This window comes from Pseudomonas sp. T1.Ur (genome assembly GCF_023516725.1).
Taxonomy (GTDB): Bacteria; Pseudomonadota; Gammaproteobacteria; order Pseudomonadales; family Pseudomonadaceae; genus Aquipseudomonas; species Aquipseudomonas alvandae.
Genome location: NZ_JAMGSN010000001.1, coordinates 6,002,530 through 6,014,484, shown reverse-complemented (window position 1 = coordinate 6,014,484; position 11,955 = coordinate 6,002,530). Strand labels below are relative to the sequence as shown.

The following is an 11,955-nucleotide window of genomic DNA, read 5'->3' as shown; positions in this document are numbered from 1 at the left end:
ATTATTCGCAGCGTCTATAGTTCGTTTCTACGCAACAGCCGACTTGGCCGACCGGGAAGGCTGCGATACCATCCGACTCCCCAACGCACTCCCGCCAGGACGACGCGATGAACCGAGTGTTGTACCCAGGTACCTTCGACCCTATTACCAAGGGCCATGGCGATCTGGTCGAACGCGCCTCGCGCCTGTTCGACCATGTGATCATTGCCGTCGCCGCCAGCCCGAAGAAAAACCCGCTGTTCCCGCTGGAACAACGTGTGGAACTGGCCCGCGAGGTCACCAAGCACCTGCCCAACGTGGAGGTGGTCGGCTTCTCGACGCTGCTGGCGCACTTCGCCAAGGAAAAGAACGCCAACGTGTTCCTGCGCGGCCTGCGCGCGGTCTCGGACTTCGAATACGAATTCCAGCTGGCGAACATGAACCGGCAACTGGCACCGGACGTCGAAAGCCTGTTCCTGACGCCGTCGGAACGCTATTCCTTCATTTCCTCGACGCTGGTTCGGGAAATCGCAGCGTTGGGTGGCGACATTACCAAGTTTGTCCATCCGGCCGTGGCCGACGCGCTGACCCTGCGTTTCAAGAAATAACCTGCCGGCGCTGCGAGTCGCCTCGCAGCAGGGCGCAGTCCATCGCGCCCGCGTGCACTGCGCTCGCCAATGCGGCACAATTGCGCCCATACGTTTTCAGATGCCCGGGCCCAATGCCCCGGCAGGAGCCTGCATGTCCCTGATCATCACCGACGACTGCATCAATTGCGACGTCTGCGAACCCGAATGCCCGAACGAAGCCATTTCCCAAGGCGAAGAGATCTACGTCATCGACCCGAACCTGTGCACCCAATGCGTCGGCCATTACGACGAACCCCAGTGCCAGCAAGTCTGCCCGGTGGATTGCATCCCGTTGGACGAGGCGCATCCGGAGACGGAAGAGCAGTTGATGGCGAAATATCGCAAGATTACTGGCAAGGCTTGAGTTTTTTGGCGGCCCTGCAGGCCCCATCGCGAGCAAGCTCGCTCCCACAAGTGGCCTGCTTCAGCCGCCCAGGGTGCAGACACAGCAGATCCCTGTGGGAGCGAGCTTGCTCGCGATGAGGCCATCAGCCGCGCTGAAGGCATCACTCCTGCCGCTCAAACCCCTCCCCGATACACCCCAGGCACCGCACGAAGGTAGCCTTCGCCGGATCCACCACCAGCGCCTTCCCCGCATCGCCAACCCCACCGCCCAGCGCGGTAAAAGGCAACGACACGACAAACGCCCCGGCACCCATCACGGTGGCAGCCAGCAACAACGGACGTGCTATCAGCAAATCGCCGATCATGGCGTAGGCCGGCGGATTCTGGATGGTGTAGCGCGGGTCACCGCTCTCGGTGTTCGCAAAGGCAGGCAAACTGGCACCCAGCGAGAGCGCCAGAACGATAGGTCGAAACAGATTCATGAGGCCATCCTTCGGCTAAACAGTCTGATAACTGACTATAGACCGTAGGACAAATCATCTCTGGCAGCGTGGACACCAGACACTGGCGCGCTGGCCCAGGCGGATTTCCCGCAGTCCCGTGCCACAGACTTTGCACAACGCCCCACCCCGGCCGTAGACGAACAGCTCCTGCTGGAAATAGCCCGGCTGGCCATCCCCGCCGATGAAGTCCCGCAGCGTGGTGCCGCCGCGCTCGATGGCATGGGCAAGGATGCGCTTGATCTCGATCGCCAGTTTCAAATAGCGCGCCCGCGAGATGCCTCCCGCTTCGCGACGCGGGTCGATCCCGGCGGCGAACAGCGCTTCGGTCGCGTAGATATTGCCCACGCCCACCACCACCGCGTTGTCCATGATGAACGGCTTGACCGCCATCGAACGCCCGCGCGACAGCTGGAAAAGCCGTTCGCCATCGAACAGGTCGGTCAAGGGCTCGGGGCCGAGGCGAATCAACAGCTCATGGTTGAGCGGGTCAAGACTCCAGAGCATCGCGCCGAAACGGCGAGGATCGGTGTAGCGCAAGGCCAGGCCGGACTCCAGCTCGATGTCGACATGCTCGTGCTTGGCGGCCGGCATGCCGACCTCAACCAGGCGCAAGTTGCCGGACATGCCCAGGTGGCTGATCAACGTGCCCACCTCGGCATTGATCAACAAATACTTGGCCCGGCGCTCCACCTGCACGATGCGCTGGCCCGAGAGCCGCACGTCGAGATCTTCCGGGATCGGCCAGCGCAGGCGGCGGTCACGGACCACTACGCGACTGACCCGTTGGCCTTCAAGATGGGGCGCGATGCCTCGGCGGGTGGTTTCGACTTCCGGCAGTTCTGGCATGGGGCTCTCGAATCAGGCGAACAGTGGCACTCAACGAGTGGCCAGGTCGCGGATTTCCTGTTTCTGGGTCTGGAAGTCATATTCCGACAACCCGATGTAATCGAGCACCAGCGGCCCGACGCAGTCCCACTCGTGATCGTCGGCCTGGTTGCCCAACACGCGATGGGAGGCGCAGATGTTCTCCGACATCTTGAGGATCGCCAGCAGGTTCTTCAGCTGGCTGTTATTGCGCGACGTTTCGTCACTGAAGATCGCCAGGGCGTTGTGGTGATTGGCGATGGCCTGGCTGACGTGATCCGGCAGGCGCCAGGATTTGGACGTGTAATAACCGACCACCGCATGGTTGGTGTTGAACACGCGGTTCTCGGTATCGACCACCCGGCACTCGGCGCTGGCATTGGCGTAAGCCTCCTCCAGCACGCTCATGTACGTGGGGAATTGCTTGAGCATCAGCGGTATGCCGCAATCATGGAACAAGCCCAGGGCATAGGCTTCGTCACCGTTCTGCAGGCCGACGCGCTTGGCGAGGGTCAGGCAGGTCATCGCCACATCCTGGGCGGTATCCCAGAAACGATTCAAGGTGACGATCGTGTCATCGTGCAATTCGCCCTTGATGGACTGCGCATTGATCAGGTTGATGATCGAACGGCTGCCCAGCAGGTTCACCGCGCGCTGGATCGAGGTGATCTTGTTGCTCAAGCCGTAATACGGCGAATTGACGATCTTGAGCAAGGCCCCCGAGAGCCCCGGGTCCTGGGAAATCAGCTTGGCGATGGTCTCAAGGTCCGGGTCGGGCATGTACTGCTCCATCTGCAAATCCACCATGATTTGCGGCTGGGGCGGGACACTGATGCCCTGCAGGGACTGTTGGATCTGTTCGGCGGAAAGCTCTTGGGACATGGGTATGCACTCTGGGCCAGGCAGGGATTCTAACGCTTAAAGCGCAATCCGATACACCGCCGGGTAGCTCGGCGGAACTTTCATTAAAGCCTCGGCTTCGGATTCTGTAGAGCCGACAGCCAAGCCTGCATACAGGCTTAGGTCGGCAGCCCACCCACTCAGCTTGAGGGATTTTTCATGCCTGGCTCCCTGAATGACAAACGCGTGGCCATCCTGGTGACAAACGGTTTCGAACAGGCCGAACTGACCGGCCCCAAGCAGGCGCTGGAGCAGGCCGGGGCCAAGGTGGAAATCGTCTCGGCCAGCGAAGGCCAGGTCAAAGGCTGGAACCATGACAAGCCGGCCGACGACTTCAAGGTCGACCTGACCTTCAAGGCCGCCAATATCGACCAATACGATGCCGTGGTGCTGCCCGGCGGCGTGCAGAACTCCGACACCATCCGCATCGACACCGACGCCCAGAACCTGGTCAAGGGCTTCGACGCGGTGGGCAAACCCATCGCGGTAATCTGCCACGGCGGCTGGTTGCTGGTGTCGAGCGGATTGGTCAAGGGCAAGACCATGACCAGCTACAAGACCCTCAAGGACGACCTGGTCAACGCCGGCGCGAACTGGGTCGACCAGGAAGTGGTCAAGGACGGAACCTGGATCAGCAGCCGCCAGCCCGACGACATCCCGGCGTTCAATCGCGAGCTGATCAGCGCGTTGTCCGCGTAAAGCCTGTTGCATCTGTTGCATCTGTTGCATTTGTTGCATCTGTTGCATCTGTTGCATCTGTTGCATCTGTTGCGCTGTAGGAGCTGGCGAAGCCTGCGATCTTTTGATTTTGATTTTTCGCTCGGGACTCAATGGGCAGTGGAAAGATCGCAGCCTCGTTGCACTCGGCAGCTCCTACGCAGCTCCTACGCAGCGCCTATACAGTGCCTGCGGCCAGGGAGAGTGTGCGCCCTCGCCGCATGTCCACCACAAGCCCCGCGATGGTTGCAACACGGTATACTCCCGCTCTTTTTTCCGGAGCGACGTCATGTCCCTGCCTAGCCTGCGCCTCAAAGCCAACGCCGACCGTCGCCTGCGCGCCGGCCACTTGTGGGTCTACAGTAACGAAATCGACGTGGCCGCCACCCCGCTGCACGGCTTCAAGGCCGGCGACCAGGCAATCCTCGAAGCCGCGGGTGGCAAGCCGCTGGGCATCGTCGCGATGAGTCCCAACAACCTGATCTGCGCGCGCCTGCTGTCCCGCGATGCGAAGCTGCCGCTGGACAAGTCCCTGCTGGTGCATCGCCTCAACGTGGCGTTGTCCTTGCGCGAGCGGCTGTTCGACAAGCCTTTCTACCGCCTGGTCTACGGTGACTCCGATCTTCTGCCGGGCCTGGTGGTCGACCGCTTCGGCGATATCCTGGTGGTGCAGATCGCCTCCGCCACCATGGAAACCCACAAAGACGACGTGATCGCCGCGCTGACCCAAGTGCTCAAGCCCAGCGGCATCCTGTTCAAGAACGATTCCGCCGCTCGTGACGCCGAAGGCCTGGAACGCTACGTCGAGACCGTGTTCGGCCTGGTGCCGGAATGGGTCGCCCTCGAAGAGAACGGCGTGAAATTCGAAGCGCCAGTCATTCAAGGCCAGAAAACCGGCTGGTTCTACGACCACCGCATGAACCGCGCACGCCTGGCGCCGTACGCCAAAGGCAAGCGTGTACTGGACCTGTACAGCTACATCGGCGGCTGGGGCGTGCAAGCCGCGGCGTTCGGCGCCAGTGAAGTGTTCTGCGTCGATGCTTCGGCCTTTGCCCTCGACGGTGTCGAGCGCAACGCCGCACTGAATGGTGTCGCCGAAAAAATGACCTGCATCGAAGGTGACGTGTTCGAAGCCCTCAAAGAACTGAAGGCCAGCGAAGAACGCTTCGACGTGATCGTGGCCGACCCGCCGGCGTTCATCAAACGCAAGAAAGACATGAAGAACGGCGAAGGCGCCTACCGCCGCCTGAACGAGCAAGCCATGCGCCTGCTCACCAAGGACGGCATCCTGGTCAGCGCTTCGTGCTCGATGCACCTGCCCGAAGACGACCTGCAGAACATCCTGCTGACCAGCGCCCGTCACCTGGACCGCAACATCCAACTGCTCGAACGCGGCGGCCAGGGACCAGACCATCCGGTGCACCCGGCAATCGCCGAAACCCGCTACATCAAGAGCATCACTTGCCGGTTGTTGCCTAACAGCTGAGGCCGGGCGGGGCCAGTGCCGTAGCGCTGTGCCCCCGACTGGCAACCAGATCGCAGCCTTGGCTGCGATTTTTTTTGCGCGTCCGAATAAGTGTGTAGGAACGCCCCCACGCAATTATCAGAACCGTCCTACTCAATCTCCCCGTAACCGACGGCCACGACGCACTAGGATTGAAAGGCCCTTCAGGTAAGCCTTGGAACGCCTCATGACTGATCCGCAAAACCGCCTGGCGGCCCGCAAGCCGGCCACTGTCGGCTTGTTGCTGACGCTGACACTGCTCGGTGTCTTTCCAATCGATGTCGTGCTGCCTTCGTTCCCTGCCCTGTCCGAGCATTTTGAACGTCCATCGTCGGACATTGCCCTGTCCGTCAGCCTGTTCGCGGTGGGTATCGCCCTTTCGCAACTGCTGGTCGGTCCGCTTTCCGACGTCATGGGGCGAAAAAAACTGCTGCTGATCGGGATTACCGTTTCAGCCGCTGGAGCAACAGGTTGCGTGCTTGCCGACGGTTACTGGTCTTTTTTGCTGTCCCGTATTGTCCAGGCCTTGGGGTGTGGCTTTTTCGTGCTGTCCCAAGCGCTGATCCAGGACCTCTTCACCGGCCAGGAACAGCAGCGATTGCGGATCTTCCTGGTCACCTGCGGGGGGATTTTCATTTCCGTTTCGCCACTGGCCGGCACCGGGTTGCAAAGCTGGATGGGCTGGCGTGGCAGTTTCCTGGTGTTCATCGCCTTGGCAATCGGCGCATTCATCGGCGCCAGTCGTTTACTTCAACGCTCTGTGGCAGGCAGCCCGCCCAGGCGCCTGGATTTCATCGCCGCCTATCGAAAGGTCTGCTGCGACTTCAATTTCATGGCCTATTGGTTAACCTCGGCGCTGGCTTTTGCCTGTCATTTTTCGTTTATCGTCATTTCACCGCTGGTCCTGATCGACCAGTTGCACCTCTCTCCCGAGGCTTTTTCCCTGGCGCTGCTGGGCTATGGGCTGGCCTATATCGGCGGGGGCGCGGTGGCGTCCGTGCTGAGCAATCGAATCGATCCACAGGCGCAGATCATCACGGGCCTGGGCCTGATCCTCGTCGCAGGCCTGCTGATGCTGGGACTCGCCAATCACCTGGGCTTGTCAGTCACTACTCTGTTGCTGCCCATGATCGTCTGTACCACCGGAACGACCATTGCCCGCGCCGCCGCCCACACCCAAGCCATGAATAGATTTCCCGGGCAGGCCGGCACATCCGCTTCGGCCGGCAGCGTGCTGATCTTCATCGTCGGCGGCCTGGCCAGCGCCGCGATCAGCCTCACCCCGCTGGACCTCCAGCTCACCCTGGCCCTGTGCCTGGTCCTGCTCAGCCTGCTGGGGCTGGCCCTCAATGCCCTGGTGCGGCAGCGTGGCAAGGCGTTGTTGGCCCGCTGAACCCTGCCAGTCGTCATCCCGCGCACGACATTGGCGCCCGATCAGCGCTTTGCGTCATTTCATCCTGACGCCAGCGGTGTAGAATCGTGGCATTCATCGCCATTCATCCCCGGCGGGTTTATGAGCTCATGCCGAGGCGCGCAGCGATCCTGCAAAGTCATCGGCCACTTCCGGACACACCGCCAATCCCGAGTGTTCCAGAGGTCAACAGAAGCTCACTTCCCCTTTGATATTTTGATTAGCCGCCCGGAGTGCTCCATGCCTGATTACCGCTCGAAAACATCCACCCATGGCCGCAACATGGCCGGCGCCCGTGCCTTGTGGCGCGCCACGGGGATGAAGGATGACGACTTCAAGAAGCCGATCATCGCCATTGCCAACTCCTTCACCCAGTTCGTACCGGGCCACGTCCACCTCAAGGACCTCGGCCAACTGGTTGCCCGTGAAATCGAACGTGTCGGCGGCGTTGCCAAGGAATTCAACACCATTGCCGTGGACGACGGCATCGCCATGGGCCACGACGGCATGCTCTATTCGCTGCCGAGCCGCGAGATCATCGCCGACTCCGTGGAATACATGGTCAACGCCCACTGCGCCGACGCCATCGTGTGCATTTCCAACTGCGACAAGATCACCCCAGGCATGCTCATGGCCGCCCTGCGCCTGAACATCCCGGTGATCTTCGTCTCCGGCGGCCCGATGGAAGCCGGCAAGACCAAGCTCGCCAGCCACGGCCTGGACCTGGTCGATGCCATGGTGATCGCCGCCGACTCCAGCGCCTCCGACGAGAAGGTTGCCGAGTACGAGCGCAGCGCGTGCCCGACCTGCGGTTCGTGCTCCGGCATGTTCACCGCCAACTCGATGAACTGCCTGACCGAAGCCCTGGGCCTGGCATTGCCAGGCAACGGTTCGACCCTCGCCACCCACAGCGATCGCGAACAGCTGTTCCTGCAGGCTGGCCGGACCATCGTCGAGCTGTGCAAGCGCTACTACGGCGAGAACGACGAGTCGGTGTTGCCGCGCAACATCGCCAACTTCCAGGCGTTCGAAAACGCCATGACCCTGGACATCGCCATGGGCGGTTCCACCAACACCATCCTGCACTTGCTCGCCGCTGCCCAGGAAGCCGAGATCGATTTCGACCTGCGCGACATCGACCGCCTGTCCCGTCACGTGCCGCAACTGTGCAAGGTCGCGCCGAACATCCAGAAGTACCACATGGAAGACGTGCACCGTGCCGGCGGGATCTTCAGCATCCTCGGCTCCCTGGCCCGTGGCGGCCTGTTGCACACCGACCTGCCGACCGTGCACAGCAAGACCATGGCCGAGGCCATCGTCAAATGGGACATCACCCAGACCACCGATGAAGCCGTGCATCACTTCTTCAAGGCCGGCCCGGCAGGCATCCCGACGCAAACCGCGTTCAGCCAGTCGACCCGCTGGGAGACCCTGGACGACGACCGTGAAAACGGCTGCATCCGCAGCGTCGAGCACGCCTACTCCAAGGAAGGCGGCCTGGCCGTGCTGTACGGCAACATCGCCCTGGACGGCTGCGTGGTGAAAACCGCCGGCGTCGACGAGTCGATCCATGTATTCGAAGGCAACGCCAAGATCTTCGAAAGCCAGGACAGCGCCGTGCGCGGCATCCTGGCCGATGAAGTGAAGGCCGGCGATATCGTGATCATCCGTTATGAAGGTCCGAAGGGCGGCCCGGGCATGCAGGAAATGCTCTACCCAACCTCCTACCTGAAATCCAAGGGCCTGGGCAAAGCCTGCGCCCTGCTGACCGACGGGCGTTTCTCCGGCGGCACCTCGGGCCTGTCCATCGGCCACGCCTCGCCGGAAGCGGCGGCTGGCGGCGCCATTGGCCTGGTGCGCGATGGCGACAAGGTCCTGATCGACATTCCAAACCGCTCGATCAACCTGCTGATCAGCGACGAGGAACTGGCCGAACGCCGCATCGAACAGGACAAGAAAGGCTGGAAACCGGTGGAAGTGCGTCCGCGCAAAGTCACCACGGCCCTGAAGGCCTACGCCTTGCTGGCCACCAGCGCCGACAAGGGCGCGGTGCGCAACAAGGCGATGCTTGACGGGTTGTAAGCGCCCCGAGCCGCAAACAAAAATGCCCCGCCAAGTGCGGGGCATTTTTTTGGGCTTCAGTTCGGCCCGTTGAGCCAAGTGATCTTCGTGGCGAGGGAGCTTGCTCCCGCTGGACTCTGTAGGAGCTGGCGAAGGCTCGGGCCGCGTTCGGACGATCTTTTGATTTTGATCTTTCGCGTGGAACTCAAGTGTCTTGGGAAAGATCGCAGCCTCGTTGCACTCGTCAGCTCCTACAGGGCAGCCCAGCGGGAGCAAGCGCCCTCGCCACGGGGTTCCTTGGTATGACCGTGGGGACAGGGTTTATTGGATATCTTCGGGCTTGACGATCACCCAGTTCTTGTCCGCCGTCACTGGCAATCCTTCCTTGGCCTGGGCCGCGGCGTGCTTGGCCATCATGCCGTTGATCTGAGTCATGTACTTGTCCTTGCGGTTGACCCACAAGTGGATGCCGCCCTTGGCCACGTCCACATCGTGGAACAGCATGTAGCCGTCGCTGCTCGGCGTATCGCCAGCCACCAGAACCGGTTTTTTCCATTCGTCGATGTAGGTCAGGATCGCGGCATGCTTGCCAGCCATCCAGGTCGCCGGGGTCCATAGATAGGGCGTGTATTCCAAGCCCAGGTTGGCCTTTTCGTCATACTTGCCGGCAGTGATCTGCTTGCGTGCCGTGGTCAGTTCACCGGTCTTGCGGTCCTTGAGCAGCGTGGTCACGCCGATCACGTTCTGCGGCTTGAGGTTGTAGCCGTACTTAGGATCCGAGGCGACCATGCGCACCAGTTCCTCGGAAGCGGCGGTCATGACATAGACCTCGATGCCGTTTTCCATCAGCTTGTTGTACAGCTCGGCCTGGCCGGTGAAGACTTTCGGTGGGTTGACGTTGTATTGGACTACCTTGTCGCCATCGTAATAGGTGGTCGGCACCGGCTTGCCGGAAGCCATCAATTCGTCGACGTAGCCCTTAAGCTCCTTGAGCGTGAACCCGGAGAACACCTGTGCCACCCACGGGTAGCAGACCATGTCGTCCACTTCGCACAGGCGATAGTAATAGCTGAACAGGCTTTCCTTGTGATCCGCGGTGTCCTTGAACGGCATCAGCTTCAAGGATGGATCGAGTTTTTCCCGAGTAATGAGCCCCTTGTTCTCCATGAACGGCAACAACGACTCTTCGAGGTCATAGCGGTAACTGGTGTTGTCCATGTCGAACACCGCGTAGTTACCCTTGTTGGCATTGGCCGCAATCATGGCCTCCAAGGCCTTGGCCTGTTCCGCCGGCCAGTGCTTGAGATCGGTGGCGAGCGCTTGGCCGGCGAGGCTCAGGCCTAAAGCGACAGCGAGCAAGTGAGGTACGAGCTTCATCGGCATTACTCCCATTTGATAAGAGTTCGACGCTAACAAATGCCTGTGACAGATCTCGCCTGTGGGCGACCGCTTGCGTCTCGATAACGGCAGCGGCATGTCCCTGAGCGCCAGTGGCTTATTCCAAAAGCGACAGTCAACATTCTTTTTTAGTATTAATTCTTTAGTTTTCAGACTGTTAGGCTTTTCGGCTCACAGTCGCGGCGCTTGGCGGCTGGCAAAGTCTTATCGGAGCTATTTCATGAATGTGCCGCTGATACTCAATCTGTTGGTGTTCATTGGGCTGCTGTTCGGCCTGGCGCAAACCCGCCACGGCACCTGGAGCCTGGCAAAAAAGGTATTGCTGGCGCTGGTGCTGGGCGTGGTGTTCGGCATCGCCTTGCATACGATCTACGGCGCAGGCAACCCGGTGCTCAAGGCCTCGATCGGCTGGTTCGACCTGGTGGGCAACGGCTACGTGCAGTTGCTGCAAATGATCGTGATCCCGCTGGTCTTCGCCTCGATCCTCAGCGCCGTGGCGCGACTGCATGACGCCTCGTCCCTGGGCAAGATCAGCGTCCTGACAATCGGCACGCTGCTGTTCACCACCGCCATCGCGGCACTGATCGGCATCGGCCTGACCAACCTGTTCGGCCTGACCGCCGAGGGCCTGGTGGCCGGCACCCAGGAACTGGCGCGCCTGCAAGTGATCCAGAGCGACTATGCCGGCAAGGTCGCCGACCTGAATATCCCGCAACTGTTGCTTTCGTTCATTCCGCAGAACCCGTTTGCCGACCTGGCACGAGCGAAGCCGACGTCGATCATCAGCGTGGTGATTTTCGCCGCGTTCCTGGGTGTCGCGGCGTTGCAGTTGCTCAAGGATGACGCCGAGAAAGGCCAGAAAGTGATCAATGCCATCGACACCTTGCAAGGCTGGGTGACGCGCCTGGTGCGCCTGGTGATGAAACTGACGCCGTACGGCGTATTGGCATTGATGACCAAAGTGGTCGCCGGCTCCAACCTGCAGGACATCATCAAGCTCGGCAGCTTCGTAGTGGTGTCGTACCTGGGGCTGGGCTTGATGTTCGTGGTCCATGGCCTGCTGGTATCGGCCGCCGGGATCAATCCGTTGCGCTTCTTCCGCAAGATCTGGCCGGTGCTGACGTTCGCCTTCACCAGCCGCTCCAGCGCCGCGACCATTCCGTTGAGCATCGAAGTTCAGACCAGCCGCCTCGGCATTCCCCGTGCGATCGCCAGCTTCAGCGCCTCGTTCGGCGCCACCATCGGCCAGAACGGCTGCGCCGGGCTCTATCCGGCGATGTTGGCGGTGATGGTCGCGCCGACGGTGGGCATCAACCCGCTGGACCCCGTGTGGATCGCAACGCTGGTCGCCATCGTGACGTTGAGCTCGGCCGGGGTGGCCGGGGTCGGTGGCGGCGCGACGTTTGCCGCGCTGATCGTGCTTCCGGCCATGGGCCTGCCGGTCTCGCTGGTGGCGCTGCTGATCTCGGTGGAGCCGCTGATCGACATGGGCCGCACCGCGTTGAACGTCAGTGGTTCGATCACCGCCGGGGCGATCACCAGCCAGGCGATGCAGCAGACTGACAAGGCGCTGCTCGATGCGCAGGAGCATGGGGAGTTGGTGCACGCTTGATTCGGCGGCGCCAGATAGATTGCCTTCGCGAG

Annotated in this window: 11 protein-coding genes; 7 read left to right on the top strand and 4 right to left on the bottom strand. The window is 61.3% G+C overall.

The genetic code is table 11. From position 1 onward, the window contains the following. Window positions 1-107 precede the first annotated feature (107 nt). Both coaD and M8Q45_RS26640 read left to right on the top strand, forming a co-directional pair. Window positions 108-587 carry a pantetheine-phosphate adenylyltransferase gene (coaD, locus tag M8Q45_RS26645; protein ID WP_007897855.1) on the top strand — a complete coding sequence of 160 codons (480 nt, stop codon included), beginning with the start codon at window positions 108-110 and terminating at the stop codon, window positions 585-587. 133 nt (window positions 588-720) lie between these two features. Then, a complete protein-coding gene (locus M8Q45_RS26640) occupies window positions 721-972 on the top strand; it encodes a YfhL family 4Fe-4S dicluster ferredoxin (RefSeq protein ID WP_003206534.1) in 252 nt (83 codons plus the stop codon). 142 nt (window positions 973-1,114) lie between these two features. Here M8Q45_RS26640 and M8Q45_RS26635 read toward each other — a convergent pair whose 3' ends face one another. The 3 genes from M8Q45_RS26635 to M8Q45_RS26625 are packed head-to-tail and all read right to left on the bottom strand — an operon-like array spanning window position 1,115 to window position 3,202. Further along, the gene (locus M8Q45_RS26635) at window positions 1,115-1,435 is read right to left on the bottom strand and encodes a multidrug transporter (protein ID WP_249877038.1); all 321 of its coding nucleotides are present in this window, start codon (window positions 1,433-1,435) and stop codon (window positions 1,115-1,117) included. Between the two features lie 54 nt (window positions 1,436-1,489). Then, window positions 1,490-2,302: a bifunctional DNA-formamidopyrimidine glycosylase/DNA-(apurinic or apyrimidinic site) lyase gene (gene mutM / locus M8Q45_RS26630; protein WP_249877037.1), complete on the bottom strand. Its 813-nt coding sequence runs from the start codon at window positions 2,300-2,302 to the stop codon at window positions 1,490-1,492. Window positions 2,303-2,332: 30 nt separating this feature from the next. After that, window positions 2,333-3,202, bottom strand: a complete 870-nt coding sequence (locus tag M8Q45_RS26625) for an HDOD domain-containing protein (RefSeq protein ID WP_249877036.1) — start codon at window positions 3,200-3,202, stop codon at window positions 2,333-2,335. A gap of 177 nt (window positions 3,203-3,379) precedes the next feature. On the opposite strand from M8Q45_RS26625, the gene M8Q45_RS26620 reads away from it, so the two are divergent. The 4 genes from M8Q45_RS26620 (at window position 3,380) to ilvD (ending at window position 8,934) form a co-directional block, all read left to right on the top strand. Further along, window positions 3,380-3,919 (top strand): type 1 glutamine amidotransferase domain-containing protein, encoded by a 540-nt coding sequence (locus M8Q45_RS26620; protein WP_249877035.1) that lies wholly within the window; start codon window positions 3,380-3,382, stop codon window positions 3,917-3,919. A gap of 307 nt (window positions 3,920-4,226) precedes the next feature. Continuing rightward, window positions 4,227-5,423, top strand: a complete 1,197-nt coding sequence (locus tag M8Q45_RS26615; RefSeq protein WP_249877034.1) for a class I SAM-dependent rRNA methyltransferase — start codon at window positions 4,227-4,229, stop codon at window positions 5,421-5,423. A 205-nt stretch (window positions 5,424-5,628) separates the two neighbouring features. Beyond that, window positions 5,629-6,834, top strand: a complete 1,206-nt coding sequence (locus tag M8Q45_RS26610; protein ID WP_249877033.1) for an MFS transporter — start codon at window positions 5,629-5,631, stop codon at window positions 6,832-6,834. A gap of 258 nt (window positions 6,835-7,092) precedes the next feature. Continuing rightward, window positions 7,093-8,934 (top strand): dihydroxy-acid dehydratase, encoded by a 1,842-nt coding sequence (gene ilvD / locus M8Q45_RS26605; RefSeq protein WP_249877032.1) that lies wholly within the window; start codon window positions 7,093-7,095, stop codon window positions 8,932-8,934. A 300-nt stretch (window positions 8,935-9,234) separates the two neighbouring features. On the opposite strand, the gene M8Q45_RS26600 is transcribed toward ilvD, so the two are convergent. Beyond that, window positions 9,235-10,290, bottom strand: a complete 1,056-nt coding sequence (locus tag M8Q45_RS26600; protein ID WP_249877031.1) for an HAD family hydrolase — start codon at window positions 10,288-10,290, stop codon at window positions 9,235-9,237. A 241-nt stretch (window positions 10,291-10,531) separates the two neighbouring features. On the opposite strand from M8Q45_RS26600, the gene M8Q45_RS26595 reads away from it, so the two are divergent. Next, on the top strand, window positions 10,532-11,923 hold the full coding sequence (locus M8Q45_RS26595) for an L-cystine transporter (protein WP_249877030.1): 1,392 nt from the start codon (window positions 10,532-10,534) through the stop codon (window positions 11,921-11,923). Window positions 11,924-11,955: the final 32 nt, after the last annotated feature.

What these genes read in the sequence shown, in the direction of transcription:
- coaD (WP_007897855.1), top strand. Translation starts at nt 108, where the DNA reads ATGAACCGAGTGTTGTACCCAGGTACCTTCGACCCTATTACCAAGGGC.
- M8Q45_RS26625 (WP_249877036.1), bottom strand. Translation starts at nt 3,202, where the DNA reads ATGTCCCAAGAGCTTTCCGCCGAACAGATCCAACAGTCCCTGCAGGGC.
- ilvD (WP_249877032.1), top strand. Translation starts at nt 7,093, where the DNA reads ATGCCTGATTACCGCTCGAAAACATCCACCCATGGCCGCAACATGGCC.
- M8Q45_RS26600 (WP_249877031.1), bottom strand. Translation starts at nt 10,290, where the DNA reads ATGAAGCTCGTACCTCACTTGCTCGCTGTCGCTTTAGGCCTGAGCCTC.
- mutM (WP_249877037.1), bottom strand. Translation starts at nt 2,302, where the DNA reads ATGCCAGAACTGCCGGAAGTCGAAACCACCCGCCGAGGCATCGCGCCC.
- M8Q45_RS26620 (WP_249877035.1), top strand. Translation starts at nt 3,380, where the DNA reads ATGCCTGGCTCCCTGAATGACAAACGCGTGGCCATCCTGGTGACAAAC.
- M8Q45_RS26595 (WP_249877030.1), top strand. Translation starts at nt 10,532, where the DNA reads ATGAATGTGCCGCTGATACTCAATCTGTTGGTGTTCATTGGGCTGCTG.
- M8Q45_RS26640 (WP_003206534.1), top strand. Translation starts at nt 721, where the DNA reads ATGTCCCTGATCATCACCGACGACTGCATCAATTGCGACGTCTGCGAA.
- M8Q45_RS26610 (WP_249877033.1), top strand. Translation starts at nt 5,629, where the DNA reads ATGACTGATCCGCAAAACCGCCTGGCGGCCCGCAAGCCGGCCACTGTC.
- M8Q45_RS26615 (WP_249877034.1), top strand. Translation starts at nt 4,227, where the DNA reads ATGTCCCTGCCTAGCCTGCGCCTCAAAGCCAACGCCGACCGTCGCCTG.
- M8Q45_RS26635 (WP_249877038.1), bottom strand. Translation starts at nt 1,435, where the DNA reads ATGAATCTGTTTCGACCTATCGTTCTGGCGCTCTCGCTGGGTGCCAGT.